Origin of the sequence: Plantibacter sp. LMC-P-059a (assembly GCF_030209505.1) — a bacterium.
Lineage (GTDB): Bacteria > Actinomycetota > Actinomycetes > Actinomycetales > Microbacteriaceae > Plantibacter.
Map to the genome: position 1 here is coordinate 23,347 of NZ_JARVRZ010000011.1, position 21,210 is coordinate 44,556.

Annotated in this window: 15 protein-coding genes; 4 read left to right on the forward strand and 11 right to left on the reverse strand. The window is 71.2% G+C overall.

The features are described 5' to 3' along the window. The first annotated feature begins 158 nt into the window (after positions 1-158). Positions 159-1,058 (forward strand): aminoglycoside phosphotransferase family protein, encoded by a 900-nt coding sequence (locus QRN27_RS18190; RefSeq protein ID WP_285043460.1) that lies wholly within the window; start codon positions 159-161, stop codon positions 1,056-1,058. Between the two features lie 26 nt (positions 1,059-1,084). On the opposite strand, the gene QRN27_RS18195 is transcribed toward QRN27_RS18190, so the two are convergent. From QRN27_RS18195 to QRN27_RS18240, 10 genes are all read right to left on the reverse strand, one after another. Continuing rightward, positions 1,085-3,061 carry a helicase HerA-like domain-containing protein gene (locus tag QRN27_RS18195; protein WP_285043462.1) on the reverse strand — a complete coding sequence of 659 codons (1,977 nt, stop codon included), beginning with the start codon at positions 3,059-3,061 and terminating at the stop codon, positions 1,085-1,087. A gap of 67 nt (positions 3,062-3,128) precedes the next feature. Continuing rightward, entirely contained in the window at positions 3,129-4,643 is a 1,515-nt protein-coding gene (locus tag QRN27_RS18200; RefSeq protein WP_285043463.1) for a cryptochrome/photolyase family protein, read from the reverse strand. Between the two features lie 99 nt (positions 4,644-4,742). Beyond that, positions 4,743-5,894, reverse strand: a complete 1,152-nt coding sequence (locus QRN27_RS18205; protein WP_285043486.1) for a Gfo/Idh/MocA family protein — start codon at positions 5,892-5,894, stop codon at positions 4,743-4,745. Between the two features lie 47 nt (positions 5,895-5,941). Next, positions 5,942-6,784: a sugar phosphate isomerase/epimerase family protein gene (locus QRN27_RS18210; protein ID WP_285043464.1), complete on the reverse strand. Its 843-nt coding sequence runs from the start codon at positions 6,782-6,784 to the stop codon at positions 5,942-5,944. A 95-nt stretch (positions 6,785-6,879) separates the two neighbouring features. Continuing rightward, entirely contained in the window at positions 6,880-8,241 is a 1,362-nt protein-coding gene (locus tag QRN27_RS18215; protein WP_285043465.1) for an MFS transporter, read from the reverse strand. A 351-nt stretch (positions 8,242-8,592) separates the two neighbouring features. Then, positions 8,593-9,150 (reverse strand): TetR/AcrR family transcriptional regulator, encoded by a 558-nt coding sequence (locus tag QRN27_RS18220; RefSeq protein ID WP_285043466.1) that lies wholly within the window; start codon positions 9,148-9,150, stop codon positions 8,593-8,595. A gap of 75 nt (positions 9,151-9,225) precedes the next feature. Beyond that, positions 9,226-10,734, reverse strand: coding sequence for an arabinosylfuranosidase ArfA (gene arfA / locus QRN27_RS18225; RefSeq protein ID WP_285043467.1), 1,509 nt, complete (start codon positions 10,732-10,734; stop codon positions 9,226-9,228). A 122-nt stretch (positions 10,735-10,856) separates the two neighbouring features. After that, positions 10,857-11,873 (reverse strand): LacI family DNA-binding transcriptional regulator, encoded by a 1,017-nt coding sequence (locus tag QRN27_RS18230; RefSeq protein WP_285043468.1) that lies wholly within the window; start codon positions 11,871-11,873, stop codon positions 10,857-10,859. 43 nt (positions 11,874-11,916) lie between these two features. Continuing rightward, positions 11,917-12,999: a LacI family DNA-binding transcriptional regulator gene (locus tag QRN27_RS18235; protein WP_285043469.1), complete on the reverse strand. Its 1,083-nt coding sequence runs from the start codon at positions 12,997-12,999 to the stop codon at positions 11,917-11,919. Between the two features lie 243 nt (positions 13,000-13,242). Beyond that, complete coding sequence (locus QRN27_RS18240; RefSeq protein WP_285043470.1) at positions 13,243-14,028, reverse strand: phosphatase PAP2 family protein; 786 nt, start codon at positions 14,026-14,028, stop codon at positions 13,243-13,245. 113 nt (positions 14,029-14,141) lie between these two features. Between QRN27_RS18240 and QRN27_RS18245 the strand changes: the two genes are divergently transcribed. Continuing rightward, positions 14,142-14,570, forward strand: coding sequence for a YchJ family protein (locus tag QRN27_RS18245; protein ID WP_285043471.1), 429 nt, complete (start codon positions 14,142-14,144; stop codon positions 14,568-14,570). Positions 14,571-14,792: 222 nt separating this feature from the next. Here QRN27_RS18245 and QRN27_RS18250 read toward each other — a convergent pair whose 3' ends face one another. Continuing rightward, a complete protein-coding gene (locus tag QRN27_RS18250) occupies positions 14,793-16,034 on the reverse strand; it encodes a multidrug effflux MFS transporter (protein WP_285043472.1) in 1,242 nt (413 codons plus the stop codon). Between the two features lie 330 nt (positions 16,035-16,364). On the opposite strand from QRN27_RS18250, the gene QRN27_RS18255 reads away from it, so the two are divergent. Together QRN27_RS18255 and QRN27_RS18260 are read left to right on the forward strand one after the other, a co-directional pair. After that, a complete protein-coding gene (locus QRN27_RS18255; protein WP_285043473.1) occupies positions 16,365-18,251 on the forward strand; it encodes an HSP90 family protein in 1,887 nt (628 codons plus the stop codon). After that, on the forward strand, positions 18,248-21,157 hold the full coding sequence (locus QRN27_RS18260; protein WP_285043474.1) for an amino acid adenylation domain-containing protein: 2,910 nt from the start codon (positions 18,248-18,250) through the stop codon (positions 21,155-21,157). Before QRN27_RS18255 ends, QRN27_RS18260 begins: the two co-directional genes overlap by 4 nt. The last annotated feature ends 53 nt before the right edge of the window (positions 21,158-21,210 follow it).

A 21,210-nucleotide genomic window follows, 5' to 3' on the forward strand; every position in this document is an offset into this window, starting at 1 on the left:
GCTCCCCGGCCCGCGGCCCCTGGTCTCAGAAACCCCGGTCCCTGAGCTTGTCGAAGGGCGGCGTCCGCCCGGAGGCCCGTCGTCCAACGGAGCAGCCGAGGTGCGGTCCAGCATTCCGCGCGGCAGGGATGCAGGCCCGGCTGTCTAGGCTGGCTCCCATGAAGTGGCGAGCGGGGACGGTCGACGCAGCCGTCGAGCAGTGGGACCTCGTCCGCGACGGCGAGCTGATCGTCACGCCGTCGAGCCGCCTGCTCCCGGTGACGCACCGTGGCCGACCGGCGATGCTCAAGGTCCCCCTCGTCCACGAGGAGGCGCTCGGTGGGCGGCTCCTCGCTGCCTGGCGTGGCGTCGGGTGCGCGGCGGTGTTCGTCGGCGACGAGCATTCGGTCGTCCTCGAACCAGCGGTGGGCGGACGCGACCTCACCTCGTTGACCCGGGCGGGTAACGACCTCGGGGCGATCGGGGTGCTCGGCTCAGTGCTCGGCGTCCTGCACGGGGCCCTCGCGGCTCCCGCACCCGCTGCGACCACGGCTCACGACACGGGCGACGTCCTCGCCGAGCTCCCCTCGCTCGACGAGTGGTTCCGCGCGCTGCTGCTCACCGATGCTGCGGCGCTCGGCGCACTGACCGACGACCCGGCGAGCGCCGCGTTCCTCGGTCGCGGGCGGATCCTCGCGCGTCGCCTCCTCGACGACACGACGCCCGCCGACACGGTGGTCCTCCACGGCGACCTGCACCACGAGAACGTGCTCGAGTTCGCCCCCGGGGACTGGCGGGCGATCGACCCGAAGGGCATCGTCGGTCATCGTGCGTTCGACGCGACGGCGATGCTCGCGAATCCGGACCGGGCGACGGCGCAGGACCCCCGGCTGCTCGAGCAGCGGGCGGAGCTGCTGGGTCGCTCGCTCGGGATCGGCCGGACCACGATCCTCGAGTGGTCGGTCGCCCGGTCCGCGCTGTCCGCCGTGTGGTCACTGGGGGACGGGTTAGTCGAGGACTCCCGCGACAGCATCGCCGTGGGTCTCCTCGCGGAGCGCGCCCTCCGCACCGGACGCTGAGCCCCGCGACTCAGGGGCTCATCGACTCAGCGGCGGCGGCGCGTCCCGAAGATCCCCTCGACCACGCCCGTGAGGATCGAGCGCGTCGCCTTCGACCCGAGGATCTCCTCGAGCGGGCTCTTCGACGAACTCGACGTCGACCTCGTGGACGTCCGCCTCGTCGTCCCGGCGGTCTTGCGGAGCAAGCGCTCGTACTCAGCGTCCGCCTTGCGCTGGGCGGCGGCCTGCGCCTTGTCCGCAGCGGCCTGCTGTTTCGCGAGCTCCGCGGCGATGCGCTGACGTTCGAGTTCGGCCTCCGCGGCGAGTGCGGCCTGGTTCGCCTCCTCGAGCTTCGCGGTCAGGATCTCCCGCGCCGACTCCCGGTCGACGGGGGTCCCGTACCTCGCGAGCAGCGGTGACGCGGCGATGGTCGCGTCGATCGCGGCGTCAGGTGTCGGCGACATGAGTCCCTCCGGCGCGCGCAGTCTCGTCCAGGCGACCGGCGACGGCGCACCCTTCTCGTTCATCACCGTCACGACCGCCTCACCCGTACCCAGGGAGGTGAGCACTTCGCCGAGGTCGTACCCCGACGTCGGGTAGGTCGACACCGTCGCCTTCAGGGCCTTCGCGTCGTCCGGCGTGAAGGCGCGGAGGGCGTGCTGCACCCGCGAACCGAGCTGCGCGAGCACCTCCCCCGGGACGTCCTTCGGCGTCTGCGTGACGAAGAAGATCCCGACGCCCTTCGAGCGGATGAGCCGCACCGTCTGCGTGATCTGCGCGAGGAAGTCCTTCGACGCGTCGCGGAACAGCAGGTGCGCCTCGTCGAAGAAGAACACGAGCTTCGGTTTCTCGGGGTCGCCCACCTCGGGCAGGGTGTTGAAGAGGTCGGCGAGCAACCACATGAGGAACGTGGAGTACAGCGCCGGCTGGTCCTGGACCCCGGGCACCTCCAGGAGGCTGACGATGCCCCGACCGCTCGGGTCGAGACGGATGAAGTCCGCGGTGTCGATCTCCGGTTCGCCGAAGAAGACGTCCGCGCCCTGGTCGGCGAACGTGATGAGTTCGCGCAGGATCACCCCGACGGTCGCACCCGACAGCCCACCGAGGTCCTTCAGCTCGCTCTTGCCGTCGTCGCTCCCGAGGTAGGTGAGGACGGCGCGCAGGTCGCTGAGGTCGAGGAGCGGGAGGCCGGCCTGGTCGGCGTAGTGGAAGACGAGACCGAGGCTCGACTCCTGGGTGGCGTTCAACCCGAGGACCTTGCTCAGCAGCAGCGGGCCGAAGGCGGCGATGGTCGCCCGGATGGGGACGCCCTTGCCCACCCCGCCGAGCGCGAAGTACTCCGTGGGCGTGGCGGCCGGGGTCCAGTCCTGGCCGATGCCGCGGGTGCGGTCGAGGAGCTTGGGGCTCGACTCCCCCGGTGTCGCGATGCCGGAGAGGTCACCCTTGATGTCGGCGGCGAACACCGGGACGCCCGCCGCGGAGAGCTGCTCGACGAGCCCCTGGAGGGTGCGGGTCTTGCCGGTGCCGGTGGCGCCCGCGACGAGGCCGTGCCGGTTCATGACGCTGAGGGGGATGCGGACCTGCACGCCCGGAAGCGGATCACCGTTGACCAGCGCACCCATCTCGAGCGCGGGGCCGTGCACGACGTAGCCGTCGCGGATCCGCACCACGTCGTCGAGACCGAGGGGGCCCGGGCCGATCGTGTCGATGGTGAGCGCATCGGCGGGGAGCGCATCGGCGGGGAGCGCATCGGTAGCGAGCGGTTCAGCAGTCGCCGCGACCGGCTCCGACGGGACGACGGTGGTGGGCGCCTCGCCCGGAGCGCTGGCCGGAGCAGTGCCCGGTACCCCGCCCGTCGCCGTGATCCCGGCTCCGGCGAGCGCCGCTGCCGCCTCGGCGGCCTTCACCTTCGCCGCGGCGAGCGCCGCCTGCGCCTGGGCGGCTTCGAGTTCGGCCTGGGCCTGCTCGGCGGCTGCCTGGAGTGCGGCGATCTGCGGGTCGGATGCTGCATCACTGGGCGTCATGTGCCGAGCCTAGCGACGCGCTCCCCACCGGTCGAGGGGTCGCGCGAGGGCGCGACGGCCGCACCCCTCACCACTGTTCGCGCGTGCGCTCCTGGTCGACGACGGCGGCCAGGTCGGACAGGCGACGGAGTCCGGCGAGTGGCTGCGCCATGCGCGTGTTGTGTCGGATGCGCGGTTCGACGCGGTCGAGGAAGGCCCAGTATCCGGCGGTGAACGGACAGGCGTCGTCGCCCAACCGCACCTTCGGGTTGAAGACGCAGCCCCCGCAGTAGTCGGACATCTTGTCGATGTACGCACCACCTGATGCGTAGGGCTTCGTCGCGACGATCCCGCCGTCCGCGTGCTGCGACATCCCGATGACGTTCGCCGGCATGACCCAGGGAGTGCCGTCGACGAACATGTCGATGAACCAGTCGTTGAGCGCGACCGGGTCATACCCGTGCTGCAGGGCCCAGTTGCCGAGCACCATGAGCCGCTGGATGTGGTGCGCCCACCCATGGCGACGCATGCCGTCGATCGTCTCGCGGAGGCAGTTCGACTGGATGGCGGCGGCGTCGAGTTCGCGGAACGCAGCGGGGAGCGGCTCGTGCGCTCCGAGGGCGTTGTGGCTCGTGCGGTACGGCTCGCCGAGATGCCAGTAGAGGTGCCAGACGTAGTCCCGCCAGCCGATGATCTGTCGGGTGAAGCCCTCGACGCTCGCGAGCGGGGCACGACCGGCGTGGTGTTCGGCGACGACCGCCTCGACGGCGTCGCGCGGGTCGAGCAGGCCGAGGTTGAGCGGCGCGCTCAGCAGGGAGTGCGCCATCGTCCAGTCACCGCCGAGCATGGCGTCCTCGAACGGCCCGAAGTCGCCGAGCCTCGTCTCGATGAAGTCCGCGAGCGCCGCTTCCGCCTCGGCCGCGGTGGCCGCGAAGCGTCGGGGCCCGTCGTCGCCGACCAGCTGGACCAGCCCGTCGCGCTGCCACCGGTCGAGGTCCTCCCGGACCTCCGCGTCGATGTCGTCCTCCTCCGGCCAGAACGGCTCCGGCAGGCCGAGCCGGGCGGCGCCCTTCGGCGGCGGGTTCCGGTTGTCGTGGTCGTAGTTCCAGCGGCCACCCTCGGGCTGGTCGCCGCGCATGAGGATGCCGGTGCGTTCACGGACGGTACGGTAGAAGTCCTCGAGGAGGAGCCGCTTGCCGTCCCGCATCGACGCCCACGACGCGAAGTCCTGCTCCGAGGTCACGAAACCGCGACTCGGCAGCACCCGCAGACCGCGCTCACGGACGAACCGCCGAGCCGTCCACGAGGGCGGATCGATCACCTCGAGGTCCGCACCGACGTCGATGACGTCCTCGTACCGGTCGACCTGATGGAACTCGGCCCGGTCGCCCAGCTCGGCGGCCCGATGCCGGATCGCCGAGAGGAAGAGGTGGGCCTTCGCCCGGTGCATCGGTCGCTTGGTGAAGGTCGACCGCGACTCGACGAGCAGCATCGGCCCGCCGTCGTCGAACGCCGGGCCCAGCTGCCCGGTGAGGATCCACCGACGGCGAGCGGGAGCGGCTGCATCGTCGTGCTCGGCGACGCTCCGACCGGTGGTGTCCATCGCCTCAGGGTACGTGGGACGACGGACACCACCGGGGGCTTGCCGACTGGATCGGGCTCTGCTGCCAGCCCGTGCCGCCCGGCTCTGCTCGGCTCGTGCTCAGAGGGTCGCGGCGAACGGGTCCCAGTCCTCGGCCACGAGTGGCACCGGTGCGACCCGACTCTCCACCTGGACGGTCTCGCCCGAGACGACGGACTCGTCGATCGACACGAGCGTGTCGAGCACGTGGTACCCGAGCGCTCCCGAGGCGAGCGGCTGACCGCCCGAGCGGATCGCGCGCGCGAGGTCGAGCACGCCCGTGCCCCGACCGGCGAGCACACCCTCGGTCGGCACGACCTCCCACTCCGGCTCCTGCTGCATGCGCTCCATCGGCGCCGCCCGGGTGATCCGCACTTCGCCGGTGAACATGTTCGGGTCGGGGATCACGAGGGTCCCCTCCGTGCCGGTGATCTCGACGACGCCCATCTTGGCGAGCGGCGACTCGAAGCTGAACACGCTCTGACTCACCCCGCCGTCGACGAAGCGGGCGATGGCGCTGACGTGCGTCGGCACCTCGACGGCGAACTCCGTGCCGGTTCGGTCGCCCTGCTGGATCGTGCGCGTCGCCCTCCCACGGGAACCCGCGGCGGAGACCGACGCGACCGACCCGAACACCTGCACGAGTGTCGTGAGGTAGTACGGCCCCATGTCGAACAGCGGTCCGCCGCCCTTCGCGAACAGGAACTCGGGGTTCGGGTGGAAGATGTCCGGGCCCGCGTACTGCATGACGGTCTGCGCCGTGAGCGGCTGCCCGATGTCGCCCCGGGCGATCGCGCGACGGGCGGACTGCACGCCGGGGCCGAGGACGGTGTCGGGGGCGATGCCGACGAGGAGGCCTGCCGCGTCCGCCTGCTCGAGCAGCGCCAGGCCGCTCGCCCGGTCCACGCTGATCGGCTTCTCGGTCCAGACGTGCTTGCCCGCGGCGATCACCTGGGAGGCGACCTGCGCGTGGACGGCCGGGATCGTGAGGTTGACGACGAGCTCGACCTCCGGGTTGGCGATGACGTCGGCGGCGGTCCCCCAGGCACCGACACCCCACTTCTCGGCCTGCGCCTTCGCGCGGTCGACGTCGAGGTCGCCGAGGATGACGACGGTGACGTCGGGGAACGCGGTGAGGTGCTCGAGGTAGGTGTCGCTGATCATGCCGGTGCCGATGAACCCGACGCCGACGGGGCCGCTGCCCTGCGCTGCGCGGGGTGCCGCCGCGGGCATCGTGCCGTCCGCTGCCGCGGGCATCGTGCCGTCCGCTGCCGCGGGCATCAGCGGGCCGCCGCTTCGGTCGAGACGAGCTGTTCGGCGACGAGCGCGTCCACACTCGCCTGGATGCCGTCGAAGATGTCGCCGGCGCCGTAGTGGTCGAATTCGATGATCGCGAAGCGTGCCGACGGCGCCGCGGCGAGGGATTCGCGCAGCGGCACCTCGCCCTGACCGAACGGACGCTGGTCGAGACTCGTGGGCACGAACGGTGCGGCACCCGGTGCGAAGGGGTCCGCCGGGAGCAGGCCGTCCTTCACGTGGAGCGCCTGCACCCGGTCGCCGAGCCGGGCGAGCAGCGCCGGGACGTCCTGCCCGGCGGTCGCCGCCCAGAACAGGTCGACCTCGAGCGCGACGTCGTCACGCAGCTGCTCGGCGAAGACCTCGAAGGCGCTCCGGCCGCCGAAGGATGCGACGAACTCCTGCGAGTGGTTGTGGTACCCGACGCGGAGACCGTGGTCGGCTGCGCGCTCAGCGGCGGCGTTCAGGCGTGCGGCGGTGTCCGCGACCGCGGCCTCGTCGAGCCAGCGGTCGGGGCTCACGAAGGCGTCGATGACGATCTCGAGGCCGAGCGCCGTTGCGGCGGCGAAGACGTCCTCCTGCGAGGAGACCGGCATCACCTGATCGCCGAACCGGATCTCGTCGGAGAGGAGGGTGGCGTGGCCGGTCCGGGCGGCGAGCCCGTGGCGGTCGAACGCCTCGCGGAGCTCGGGCGCCCGGGAGACGAAGTCGAAGGCCTCGACGTCGCGGAGGCCCATCCCGGCCAGCCGGGCGAGCGCGTCGTCGAGTCCCTGGTCGAGGTGCTCCTTGATGCTGTAGAGCTGCACGGAGAGCGCTGGTGCGGTCATGGTGTTGCCGTCCGTTCCGGCGCCGACGTTGGCGCCTGTGGTGATGGTGGTGGTGACGCAGGAGTGGTGTGGCGGAGCAGGCTCGTGGCGGTGGCTCAGCCGCGGGTCGCGATGGACCCGGTGACCGTGCCGTCGGCGTTGCGGATCATGCGGTGCCGGACCGGGAGGATCGTCAACGCGCCGAACACGCAGATGACCCCGGCACCCCAGAACAGCGCCGTGTAGTTGTTGCCGAGCCCGCCCAGACCGAGCAGGACCGCGCCGACCGCTCCGGCGAGCGACTGCGGCAGGGCGTTCGCGATGTTCAGCACACCGAGGTCCTTGGCCGCGTCGTCGGGGTTCGGGAGCACGTCCACGACGAGCGCCGTGTCGACCGCGACGTACACGCCGTACGCCGCACCCATGATCGCCTCGACCACGTAGAACATCGGGACCGTCGTCGTGTGGGCCAGCAGCACGAGCCCCAGGCCGAACACCACGGTCGAGCCGATGACGAAGACCTTGCGGTTGAGCAGGCGGTCGGAGAGCCAGCCGCCGACCTTCGCGAGCACGACGAGCGCGATCGTGTAGATGAGGACGCCCAGGGTCAGCGTGTTGACCGCCTCCTGCTCGCTCAGCCCGACCTCCTCCTGCAGGAAGAACAGCCGGAACGCGACGAAGAGGAAGGATGCGAGCGTGAGCAGGAACCGCGAGAGCCAGACCCAACCGAAGTCGGGGTGCTTGAGCGGGTTCACCCAGAAGGTGAAGAGCAGTCCCTTCCACCCGCCGACGTCCGGACGCTTGGTGATGGGGCGGTCGGGCAGCACGAAGCAGTAGAGCCAGACGGTGATGAGCGCGAAGACGGCGGGCGCCACGAAGAGGAGCACCATGTTCGTGACGAACCAGCTGGCGACGAACGCTGCGGCGAGGATGCCGAGGTTCTGCATGACGCCGACGTTCGCCGAGACGCTGCCGCGCTGCTCCGGCGGCACCTGGTCGGCGATCGTGGTGAGCAGCGGGCCGAGGATGGCGTTGCCGGTGAGCTGCGCGAGGCACCAGCCGACGATGAGGACGGGCACACTGGGGGCGAGCGCGACGATCGTGAGCGAGACGACGAAGCCGATGGCCCCGAGGAACATCCACGGACGACGGCGGCCGAAGCGCGAGAGCGTCAGGTCGGAGAGGCGACCGATGACGGGGTTCGCGACGAGGGCGAACAGGGCGGCGATGGAGAGGACGTTGCCGTTGACGACGGCGGCCTGATCGCCCGGGACGAGCTGCTGCGTCTTGAGCGCGAGGCTGACCGTGACCGGCGCGAGCAGGGCGACGAACAGGCCGAACTGGGCGAGGGCCATCGTGCTGACGACGCGCTTCGACGCCCGCTCCGTGGGGCCGCTCGGGCCGGTGACCAGGCTGATGTACGGGCCGCTCGAGGCTCGCTGGCCGGTGGGTTTGGGGCCGCGGGGGGTGGTGGACATCCGGATTCCTCTCAACGCTGAGCTGCTGCGGACTGACTCTGGTCCACGGATGGTGCGGTGCTGGAGCGATCACGGTAAACCGATCACTGCACGGCTTTGAGTATATCCACGAAACCCGAGTGGTCAATAGGTTTTCACGGCTTCACCCGACGCCTGTGGTGGAGTGCCAGCGCGGTGCGCTGACGCGAGCGCGGGTCATGGAGGTGAGCGCGCCTCTCCGGAGACCCGCGCTCGCGCAGGTGGGGTGCGCTCGCGTCAGCGCACCGCGCCGGCACCACCCGAACACTCACGCGCCAGAGCACCGCGCTCGCGTCAGCGCACCGCGCCGGCGTCGTCCCGGACGAGGAGGTGTCAGGCGCGCTCGAGGTCGCCACCCATGTCGATCGAGGGGTCGAGACTCCACTGCACCTGCAGTCCGTCCGCGATGGCGATCATGATCCGCGCCACATGCTCGGCATCGAGCTCCGCCCGCACGACGCCCTCCGCCTGCCGCTCACGCACGACCTCGACGAGACTCCGCCGCACCCCGGCGACGTGCTCGACGAAGAACGCCCTGGCCGGGTGGGCCGGATCCCCTGCCGCAGCGGCCATCGTCAGGTAGAGCTCGACGAGCCCCGGGACGTCGCTGTTGTGCCGCATGACCGCGACGAGCCCCTCGATCGCGTCCTGCGAACCGGTCGCCGCGAACTCCTCGGAGTCGACGGCGTCACGGACGCGCAGGATCGCGGCGAACAGGTGCTCCTTGGAGGCGAAGTAGTGCATGAGCCCGGGCAGGCTGACCCCGACCTCGCGGGCGACCTCGCGCAACGACGTGCCCCGGTACCCCTCGCGCGCGAAGACGGCGAGGGCAACGCGCAGGATCTCCTCAAGCCGCGCGACGCCCTTCGCGTAGGATCCCCGAGCCGTCATGTGCTGATTGTAGGGCTGCGCGACGAGGGCGACGAGGGGGTTCTCCCCTCGCCGCCCTCGGGTACCCGGAACGCGTCAGGCGCCGAGCGCGACCGCTGTCCACGACACCGGCGGCAGGGTGATCGTCAGCGTGCCGTCAGCGAGGACGGCGCTCTCGTTGGCGACGAGGCCGACGCGCTCGCGGTCGTCGATCGTGTTCTTCGCGTAGACGTCGTCGTCATGGATGCCGTTCGCCTCGACGACGGACCCGACGCCGAGGGCCGAGACGTCGACCGTCACCGTGATCGCCTCGTCCTGGCTGCGGTTCACGAGGAAGACGGCAGCGGTCCCCGCCTCGGCGTCGTAGGTGGCGACCGAGTCGACGAGCGGTGCGGCACCGTGCACCTTCGTGGCATAGCTGGCGACCTCGATGCGCGGTGCGATGACCACGCCGGCGGCCAGGCGACTCGTGACCGAGAAGGGGAAGAAGGTGGTCTGCCGCCACGCCTCCCCGCCGGGCTCCGTCATGATCGGGGCGATGACGTTCACGAGCTGCGCGAGGCTCGCCGAACCGACCCGGTCGCTGTGCTTCAGGAGCGTGATGAGCAGGTTGCCGAACACGACCGCGTCGGCGACGGAGTACACGTCCTCGATGAGCCGGGGCGCGTAGGCCCACTCCTCGATCGTGCCCTCGATGGCGTTCCACTCGTCGAGGTACCAGACGTTCCACTCGTCGAAGGAGAGCTGGATCTGCTTGTCGGAGTGGCGCTTGTGCTGCACGTGGTCGGCGGCCGCGACGACGGTGCGGATGAAGTACTCCATGTTGAGCGAGGAGGCGAGGAACGAGCCGAGGTCGCCGTCGCGCTCCTGGTAGTAGGCATGGCAGGAGATGTAGTCGACCGAGTCGAAGCTGTGCTCGAGGACGGTGCGCTCCCAGTCGCCGAAGGTCGGCATGGAGGAGCTGGACGAGCCGCAGACGACGAGCTCGAGCTTCGGGTCCACCATCTTCATCGCCGACGCGGTCCGGGCGGCGAGCTTGCCGTAGTCGTCGGCCGACATCGCACCGACCTGCCACGGGCCGTCCATCTCGTTGCCGAGGCACCACATGCGGATGCCATACGGCTCCTGCGCACCGTTGGCGATGCGCTGGTCCGACAGGGCCGTGCCGCTGGGGTGGTTCGTGTACTCGAGGAGGTCGAGTGCTTCCAGCACCCCGCGCGTACCGAGGTTGACAGCCATCATCATCTCGCTGCCGGTGAGCTTGCACCAGCTCGCGAACTCGTCGACGCCCACCTGGTTCGTCTCGAGCGAGTGCCAGGCGAGGTCGCGCCGCACGGGCCGGTCCTCCCGTGGGCCGACGCCGTCCTCCCAGCGGTAGCCGGAGACGAAGTTGCCGCCGGGGTAGCGGATGGTGCTCGTGCCGAGTTCCTTGACGAGCTCCACGACGTCACCGCGGAAGCCGTCGGCGTCCGCCGTCGGGTGACCGGGCTCGTAGATGCCGTCGTAGACGCACCGACCGAGGTGCTCGACGAACGAGCCGAAGATCCGGCGGTTGACGGGGGCGACCGTGGCGTTCGGGTCGATCGCGAGGCGTGCGGTGACCATGGGCGGTCCTTTCGATGGACGTCGTCGTCGTTTCCAACGTTGAAGGTAAACGTTGTAATGAAAGTCTGCCCGCGGGTCCCCGGGCTGTCAAGCGCGACGATGCACGCCGGAGCGGGAGGTCGTCAGCGGGTGGTCGACTCGCGTTGGACGAGCTGGAAGTCGGCGTACACCCGGCGAGCAGACGGCGCATCGCCGCCCGACGACTCGATGCGCTCGACCAGGAGGTCGACGGCGGTCGAGGCGATCTGCTCGCGGCCCGGAGCGATCGTGGACAGCGACGGCAGCGAGTACCGGCCCTCGTCGATGTCGTCGAAGCCGATGACGGCGACCTCCTCCGGCATGCGGATCCCGCGCTCGGCGAGGACGCGGATCGCTCCGAGCGCGAGCGCGTCGTTGAACGCCACGATCCCGTCGAACCGCAAGCCCTCGTCGAGCATCTCGCGCATCGCGACCGCACCGTCGAAGCGGTGCCAGACCGCGACGTCGCGCACGAGCTCGGGGACGACCGGCAGACCAGCGGCCTCGAGTGCGGCGCGATAGCCGGCGAAGCGGAGGCTGGCCGAGCTGACCAGGTCGCCGCGGTGGGCGCCGAACGCGACGACCCGCTGACACCCGATCGACAGGAGGTGCTCCGTCGCAGCCCGGGCCCCCTCGGTGTTGCGCATGGTGACGTGGTCGTTCGGCGCGTTGAAGATCCGCTCCCCCAGCAGCACCATCGGGATGGAGACGTCCTCGATGACCGCCAGGTCGTCGTCGCTCAGCTGCAACGCGCTATAGAGGACACCGTCGACGGCCCGCAGCCGAGCTCCGCGCAGCAGGTCCGCCTCGCGCGCCAGGTCTCCACCGCTCTGCTCGATGAGGAGGGACAGGCCGCGTCGGGCGGCCGCGCGCATGACCGCATCGGCGAGCTCCGCGAAGTACGCATTGCGGAGGTCGGGGACGATGAGGCTGATCACGCCGGAACGACCGGAGCGGAGCCCACGGGCGGAGAGGTTCGGCCGGTAGCCGAGTTCCGCGATCGCGGCGAGCACCCGCTCCTTCGTCGCCGCCTTGATGTGCGGGTAGTCGTTGACGACGTTCGAGACGGTCTTGGCGGACACACCGGCGAGCTTCGCCACGTCGTGCAGGGTGGTCGCCATGATCCTCCTCGGCGGCGACCGTGTCGGCCGCTCGGTACGCACTCTACAACGTTGAAGGGATGCCGCTCCGGCCACCGGCCACGTCCGTCGCGTCCGTCGCCGACATCGTCGCCACGCCTCTCGGCGCCGTCGACTCGCGCGGCACCACGCGGAAGCCGCTGACGACCGAGCGCGGCGCCTGTGGTTCGCCCGTCTCACCGATCCGCTCGATGAGCAGCTCGACCGCGCGCTCGGCGATCTCCTCGCGGCCGATGTCGACCGTGGACAGCGCCGGCAGGGCGTAGCGCGTCTCGTCGAGGTCGTCGAACCCGATGATCGCGACGTCCTCGGGGATCCGACGCCCGGCGTCCTGCAGTACCCGCATCGCACCGAGTGCCATCGCGTCGTTGAACGCCACGACCCCGTCGAACGGGATCCCCGAGGCGATGACCTCGCGCATGGCGTTCGCGCCGTCGCTCCGGTGCCAGCTCACGACGGTGCTGACGTAGTCCGGATCGGCCTCGATGCCCGCCGCGGCGAGCGCCTCACGGTAGCCCTGCAGCCGCAGCTCCGCGGGCCCGAGGGTGTCGTGGGGATCGGTACCGAGGGCGACGATGCGGCGTCTGCCCAGGGCGAGCAGGTGCTCGGTCGCCGCGCGGGCGCCGTCGACGTTCGCCATCGTCACGTGGTCGCGCTGCCCGTCGAAGACCTGCTCACCGAGCACCACCATCGGCCCGTCGGGGAGGAGGGCGCTGTCCTCGCGGTCGAGGCTGAGCGGGCTGTAGAGGATGCCGTCGACGAGCTGCATGCGAGGTCCGCGGAGGATCTCGAGTTCGACGTCGCGACCACCGGCGACCTGCTCGATGAGGACGGAGAGCCCGCGCGCCCGCGCCTGGCGCATGACCGCGTCCGCGAGCTCCGCGAAGTAGGCGTTGCGGAGGTCGGGGATGATGAGGCTGATGACGCCCGAGCGGCCGGAGCGCAGGCTGCGAGCGGAGAGGTTCGGGCGGTAGCCGAGTTCGGCGATCGCCTGCTCGACCTTGGAGCGGGTCGCGTCGCTGACGTAGGGGTAGTCGTTGACGACGTTCGAGACGGTCTTGATGGAGACACCGGCGCGCGCGGCGACGTCATGCATCGTGATCGACACGCGTCTCCTCCCGGCCCGGCTCAGCTGTCAGCAGACTACCCGTCCGGCGTCACCCTCGGCGTGACCTGCTGGTGGCGGTGGCCGTCGCCAGCGCGGTGCGCTCGACCGAGCGTGGGCCTGTGGCGTGAGCGCGACCCTCCAGAGAGGTGCGCTCACGCCGTAGCCACGCGCTCACGCCGGTGCGGTCGGTTTCGAGCCGGCGCACCGCGCTGACCCGACTGCGAGCTGGCCGAGTCGGGTCCGTCAGGCCTCGGCCAGCGGGACGCGTTTCTTCGGTTCCGCCGACATGCGTTGGAGCAGCGGGACCGCGACGATGAGCGCGACGCCGGCACCGAGGAGGAGCCCGCCGACGGTGTCGCTCACCCAGTGGGCGCCGAGGTAGGTGCGTGACAGCATCATGAGCAGCGTGTAGGCGACCCCGATCAGCCACACCCACACACGCGGGAAGATGATCCCGAACGCGACCGCGATGGTCGCCGCGTTGGCACTGTGGCCGGACGGGAACGACCCGAAGTCGGCGTGCACGAGGATGTCCTCCGGCCGCGACCGACCGACGATGTTCTTGATGACCTGCACGGCCCCGGCGCTCAGTGCGGAGACGAGGGCGAAGTACAACGCGGCCCAGGGGCGACGCAGCAGGAGGAGCACGGCGATCCCGAGCAGCGGCACGACGAAGATCGCGACGACGCCGCCGCCCAACCAGTTCATGACGAGTGCTGCTTGGACGAGCCACGGGGAGCGCTCCTCGAGCACCTCCTGCATCCACTCCTCGTCGAACCCGAACGGAGCGTTCGGCCCGCGCTGGAAGAGGAGGACGCCGAGCAGGAGGACGAGGACGACGGCGATCGCACCGCTGATGAGCGGCCACCGCCGGGACACCTTCGCGGCGAGCTTCGGGTCGGGTCGGATCGACGCCGGATCCGGGTCCATCGCGAGCGCACCCTGTTCGTCGAGCGTCGGCGGGACGCTCTCGTGGAGCTCCGGAGCCGGACCGGCTGCGGGGTCGTCGTGGTCGTCAGGTGCCGTCATCGTCCCATCATGCCGTGTCGGGAATGGATCGCGCGGAGGCTTGCGCCCAGTGGACGGAGCGGCACGGACGCCGCGATCCCGACGCGGACGCCGTCGCGGGCGATACTGGGACGATGACCGCCGACGACCCGACCGCCCGCCTCGCCGACGACGCCCGATGCCCGTGCCTCTCCGGTGAGACCTACGGCGCCTGCTGCGGACGGCTGCACCGCGGCGAGGCTCCGGCCGCCACGGCGGAGGCGCTCATGCGGTCGCGCTTCTCGGCGTTCGCGGTCGGCGACGCCGGCTACCTCCTCCGCACGTGGCACCCGAGCACGAGACCGGCTGCGCTCGACCTCGACGACTCGCTCCGCTGGTACCGACTCGACATCCTCGCCACGGCACGCGGTGGACTGCTCGACACCGAGGGCATGGTCGAGTTCGTCGCGCACCACAAGATCCCGGGCGTCCGCGGCTCCGCCGGGAGCCAGCACGAGCGGAGCCGGTTCTCGAAGGACACCGGTGCCTGGACCTACGTGGACGGCGTCGACCCCGGAGCCTGAGCGGGGGTCGCGCCCGAGGCCACGGTCCAGCCGCAGACTCCAGCGCGGTGCGGCGACGCGAGCACACCGGAACCGGCGTCAGCGCGGTGCGGTGGCGCGAGCACACCCGGATCGGCGCCGGCGCGGGTCAGCACGGTGAGCGCACTCCTCCGGAGCACCGCGCTCGAGTCCTAGCCCCGCGTTCACGTCAGCGCACCGCGCTGGCGCAGCACGAAGGATGCGTCAGCCGGCGAGCGCCGGGACCTTCTTCGGCTGCACGATGAACCAGAGGGCGCAGACCGACACGACCGAGGTGGCGGCCATGACCGTGCCCATCGGGATCGCGGTGCCGATGCCGAACACCCCGACGATGGGCGAGATGATGCCGGCGAGACCGAAGTTGAGCGCGCCGAGGAGCGACGCCGCCGTTCCCGCCTCGTGTCCGTGGTTCGCCAGGGCGAGCACCTGGACCGCCGGGAAGCCGAAGCCGCACGACAGGATGAAGAAGAACAGGGGCACGAGCACCCCGAACAACCCGACGTCGGCCATGGTGAGCGCGACGATCGTGAGCGCGGAGATGAGCTGGACGATCGTGGTGCAGGCGAGGATCCACTGCGGCCCGTACCAGCGCATGAGGCGCGAGGAGATCTGCACGCCGGCGACGATCCCGAGCGAGTTCACGGCGAAGAGGAGTCCGTACTCCTGCGCGTCGAAGTCGTAGACCTCCTGGAACAGGAAGGAGGAGCTCGACAGGTAGGCGAAGAGCCCGGAGAAGCTCATGCCGCCGATGAGGGCGACACCGACGAAGACGCGGTCGCTGAACACCGAACGGTAGCGGTCGCGCACGGTGCTGTGGCCGGCGTCGCGCCGACGCGCCGGCGGCAGGGTCTCGACGATCCACAGCGACACGGCGATGACGACGAACAGCCCGTACGCGGCGAGGAAGACGAACAGCCCCCGCCAGTCGAGGACGAGCAACAGCTGCGACCCGATGACCGGGGCCGCGATCGGCGCGAGACCGTTGACGAGCGCGAGGCGCGACAGCATCCGCACGAGGGGCTTCCCGCCGAAGAGGTCGCGGACCATCGCCATCGCGACGACACCGCCGGCTGCGGCACCGGCCCCCTGGAGGACCCGGAACACCATGAGCCAACCGATGTCGGGTGCGAAGGCCGCACCGACCGAGGCTGCGATGTGGATGCTCGTCGCGAGGATGAGCGGCAGGCGACGACCGACCTTGTCGCTCCACGGCCCCATGAACAGCTGCCCGACCGCGAACCCGATGGTCGTGCCCGTCAGGGTCAACTGGATGAGGCTGACCGGGACGTCGAGGTCCTGTTCGAGGATGGGGAACGCGGGCAGGTAGAGGTCGATCGTGAACGGACCGAGCGCGGTGAGCGCGCCGAGCACGAGGATGTAGACGAGGCGCTGCCGGCCTGAGAGCGAGTCGCCCGGGTGGACGACGGTGATTCCTGCGGTGTGCACGGGTGTACGGATTCCTAGCGAGGTGTGGGCGGAACGGGCGGCGGTGCGGAACCGATGTCGAATCGATTCGAGAACGAGGATCAAGGCTAGCAGCCGGAGGTCCGGTTCTGCGACGACACCTGACGCCTGTTTCGTCGTGATCTCGCTCCACAACCGCTGTGGGGTGCGGTGGCCGCGCGGTGCCGGCGGGAAGTGTCCAGCGTCCGTTTCGCGACGCCCGCTAGGCTGTTCCGGCTGCAGGTGACCGCGGTCGAGACGTCCGCCGAGCCGCCTGCCCGGAACCGGTGGCCCGCCGGTGTCCGACGCAGCAGACGCCGACGGAAGAGAGCCATGCCAGACGACGCCCGAGCCCCGCTGCCCTTCCAGGTCGACCTCCGCGGAGTCGTCGACCTGCTGAGCCGGCACATCTACTCCGGCCCTCGCGTCTACCTGCGCGAACTCCTGCAGAACGGTCGCGACGCGGTCGCCGCCCGTCGTGCCCAGGACCCGACCGCTCCGTCCGGCGCGCTGCTCATCACGCCGCATGTGACGGACTCGCCCGACGGCACCGGCTCGCCCTTCCGATTCCAGGACAACGGGATCGGGCTCACCCGCGACGAAGCGGCCGAACTCCTGGCGACGGTCGGCCGCAGCTCCAAACGCGGCGACCTCGACGAGCTCCAGCGTGGCGACTACCTCGGTCGGTTCGGCATCGGACTGCTCAGCTGCTTCATGGTCGCCGACACCATCACCGTCCACAGCCGTTCGGCCCGCGGCGGACCGGCCATCGAGTGGATCGGTCACACCGACGGCACGTTCACCATCCGGGAACTCGACGAGGAGACCACCGCGGCCCGCCCGATCGGCTCGGAGGTGCTGCTGGAGCCTCGCCTCGACGGCCCGCTGCACGACGGCGGGCTCCTCGGGCACGGGACGGTCCTCGGCCTCGCGACGAGCTTCGGGCGGTACCTCGACCTCGACGTCGACGTGGTCGACCCGACGACGGCGACGTCCACGCGCGTAAACGTCGAGCCCGTGTTCCGCACGCCGGCGACCACCCCACGGGAGGAGCTGCTCGCATTCGGCGAGGAGCTCCTCGGCACGCGCCCCTTCGACGCCGTCGAGATCGTGGTGCCCGGCACGGACACCCGCGGCACCGCCTTCGTCCTGCCCTCGCCACCTCCGCCGGGCGCGCGGCAGGCGAGCCGGGTCTACCTGGGCGGCATGCTCCTCAGCGAGCAGGTCGACGACCTCCTGCCGGACTGGGCGTTCTTCGTGCGCTGCATCGTCGACACCACCGGCCTCCGGCCGACGGCCTCGCGGGAGCAACTCGTCCAGGACGACGCCCTGGAGTTCACCCGCGAGGCCATCGGCGCCGCGCTCCGACGCTGGATCCTCGACCTCGCCCGCCAGCGCCCGCACCGCTTGCAGGAGTTCATCGGCGTCCATCAGCTCGGCATCAAGGCCATCGCCGCACACGACGACGACCTCGCGACCGCGGTGGTCCGGTGGCTGCCGATCGAGACCTCCGCCGGCACCATGACCATCGACGAGCACCTCTCGCAGGCCGGGGTCATCCGGTACACGGCGACGCGGGATGAGTTCCGGCAGATCGCCTCGGTCGTCGACCCGGCCTCACCGATCGTCAACGGCGGGTATGTCTACGACCAGGAGATCCTCGAGCGCCTGCCGTCGTTGATCGACGGCGTCCGGGTCGAGCGGGTGACGGTCGCCGACGAGCTCGACAACCTCGAGCCGCCCCACCTCGACGATCTCGCCGCGACGACCGCGTTGGAAGACCGCGCCAGCCGGGTGCTCGACGAGGTCGAGTGCCGGGTGTCGGTCAGGCGGTACCGCCCCGACGATCTCGCCGCCCTGTACGTCGCCGACCCCTCCGTACTCCGCCGTCTCGAACGCCACCGTGCGGCCGCCGTCGCCCCCGGCATCTGGTCCCAGGTCGTCGGCGCGGTCGACTCCTTCCTCGCCGAGGCGAAACCGGACGACGGCGACGCGACGGCCGCGGCACGCCTCTGCCTGAACTGGAACGCGGCGCTCGTGCGCCGGCTGGCCACGCTCGGCGACGACCTCGTGTTCGAGCGCAGCATCCAACTCCTCTACGTGCAAGCGCTCCTCGCCGGCCACCGCCCCCTGGAGGCCCGCGACCGCCGCATGCTCGACGCAGCCATGACCGACCTGATCGGCCTCAGTGTCGGTCTCGACGACAAGGAACTCCGATGAACGACGCAGCAACCACCCCCGTCTCCACCGACCTCGACCCCGACGCGAGCGTCGAAGACCTCCTCGCGGAGGCCGACACCCTGCCGTGCGGGCCGGCCGAGCGCGCGCTCCTCGACGAGGCGCTGCGACGCGCCGACGCGGCCGGCGACGAGGAGGCCGCGTACGCGACCCGGATGCGGCTGACCCAGTCCGCCCACATGACGGGCGACACCGACACCATGTTCAGCTCCTTCGGGTGGTGCGTCGGCAAGCACGACGCGGACCCGCAGCGCTTCCCGATCACGGTCGACGGCTGCGACCTCCTCTTCCAGTACAAGTGGATGGCCGGACGACTCTCGACGAACCCGACCTTCTCGCTCACGCAGATCGAGGCCATGCACCAGGACATGCAGGCCAGGTACGCGGCGGCCGGCGCCACGATGAGCGGCGTCGTGCAGTCGCAGTTCCACATCGCGACGGTCACCGGACGGCTCGACGAGGCGGCGGCGCTCCTCGAACGCCGGTCGAGCATCGAGGACGACCGGTACAGCCACTGCGAGGCCTGCGTCCGCAATGAGGACGCCTGGTTCCACCAGCTCCGCGGGCACGACGACGAGGCGATCCGGATCTACGACGAGATGTTCGAGAACCGGATGAGCTGCGGTGAGGAGCCGGAGACGAGCGAGGCCCAGGCGCTGCTCCCCTACCTGCGCGCCGGCCGACTCGACGACGCCAAGGCGGCGCATCAGCGCAGCTACCGCGTGGCGCGTTCCAACGCGGACGGGTTCGGCATCATCGCCGACCACCTGATCTTCTGCGCGGTCACCGGCAACGAGGCGCGTGGCCTCGCGATGCTCGAGCGTCACCTCCCGACGCTCGTCAACGACCCCATCAACCTGTCCGGGCACACCGACGGCCTCACCGCGGTCGGCGTGCTCCTCGACGCGGTCACGCGGGCCGGCCACGGTGGTCTGCCGGTGCGTGGCGCCGACGCCCCCGAGCTCGCGCGCTACCTCGGGGTGACGCCGGCCGACGGCACCGACCGGGCGCCCCACGGCGACGTGGATTGGACCGTGGCCGCGGTCGCCGAGCGGGCGTGGGCCTCGGCCGAACGGCTCGCTCAGGCGTTCGACGAACGGAACGGCAACGACTTCCGCACCGCACGGCTCGAGGCGGCACGCGCGCTCGCGACGGAGCACTGGGACCTCCCGCTCTCCGTCGAGGGCTTCGCCGCACCCGTCGTCGAACCGGAGCCGGCGGCGACCGCCGCCGAGTGGCGTGAGCGCACCTCGGCCCTCCTGCAGAGCGCCGACACGACGGGGGCGATCGTCGCGGCCGAACAGGGCCTCGCCCTGCTCGCCGACGAGTCGGACCCCGACGAGAACCTCCGCGCCGGACTCTTCGGCGTGATCACCCAGGCGGCCGTCATCCAGGGCGACGAGGAACGCGCGGGTGCCGCGTGGACCGACCGCGGCGCCGCCCTCCGTGCAGCCGGCCGCAGCGCCGTCGCCGAGCTCGAGGGCCGCTTCGGTCCGGCGCTCCTCGGCACGGCCACGGAGGAACGACTCACCGCGTTGCTCGCGGAACTCGACGAGGCACGCCTCGTCCCCGTCGATCCCGATCTACTCATCCACACCCTGGTCATCACCGCCCGGCACGCCTTCGAGCTCGCCGGCCAGCAGACGGAGCAGGACGCGGCGGAGCACTTCATGGCGATCGCCGACCGACTCGCCGGTGAGGCCGTCCTCGCCGCCGCGGTCGACGATCCCGGCGAGGCCGGTCCCCCGGCGCGGCTCCTGCACGCCCACCTCTTCGCGGTGACCGGACGGATCCAGGAGGCCGAGGAACTCCTCGACCCGCTCCTCGAGCCCGAGCAGCGGGCGTCCGTTCGGCTGCCGGCGCTGACCCTCCGCACCCGCATGCTCGGGGGCGCCGGGGCGTTCGCCGAAGGGGTAGCGCTCGCCGACGAACTCGTCGGCCTCCAGACCACGCTCGGCAACCGGCTCGGCATCATCCAGGCCTGCACCCTCTCGGCCGCGCTCCTGAGCGACGCCGATCGCGACCGCGAGGCGGCGGCCAGGATGCAGCTCGCGATCACGCATGCTCGGCGCGCGGAGGTCGAGGACGTCGATTCGCTCACCCTGCAGCTGGCCCGGTATCTGCAGTTCGCCGGCGACGCCGCCACGGCCCTCGAACACTACGACGAGGTCTACCAGGCGCGGCGCGAGCAGGCGGCCCCCGGTGAGCTCGCCGACCTCCTCGCGAACATGGGCGAGGCCGCGCGCATGATCGGCGAACACGGTATGGCGTACGGGGTGTGGCGTGCTGCGCTCGACGACGCCGCCGCGGTCGGCAACGACCAGGTCGTCATCCGCACGGGGTTCGGTCTGAGCACCCTGCTCCTCCAGTTCGAGGACGACGACGCGGTCGAGGTCGTCGACCAGGCCCTCACGGCAGCGCGTCGCCTGGGCGATCCGCAGCTCCTCGTCCAGGCGCTGCAGCGGGCGGCGAGCGCGCGGGCGGCGTTCGGCGACGACACCGGGCTCCCCTTGTTCGAGGAGGCCCGCGAGCTCGCGACCGCGCACGAGGCGGCCTGGCTCGTTGCGGACATCACCGACTCGGAGGCCAGGGCCCTCGGCGCGCTCGGACGGACCGACGACGCGACGGCGACCGCCCGTCGCGCGGCGGCGGGATTCGTGGCGGCCGGCGACGAGAACGGAGCCGCGGTCACCGAGGTGTTCGCCGCGCGATCGCGGGTGGCGGTCGACGACCACCTCGGCGCGGTCGAGCTGTTCCGTTCCGCTCGCGGGCGGCTGCCGGCGGGTTCGCCGGACTGGACGACGGTCACGGCCGAGCTCGCCGACGCGCACGAGCGCTTGGAGCAGCACACCGACGCTGCGCTCCTGCGCGCCGAGATCGCGGAGTGACGGGCGCCGTCGGACGGGTGCCCGCAGCGCCCGTCCGGCGGCGACGGTTCCGG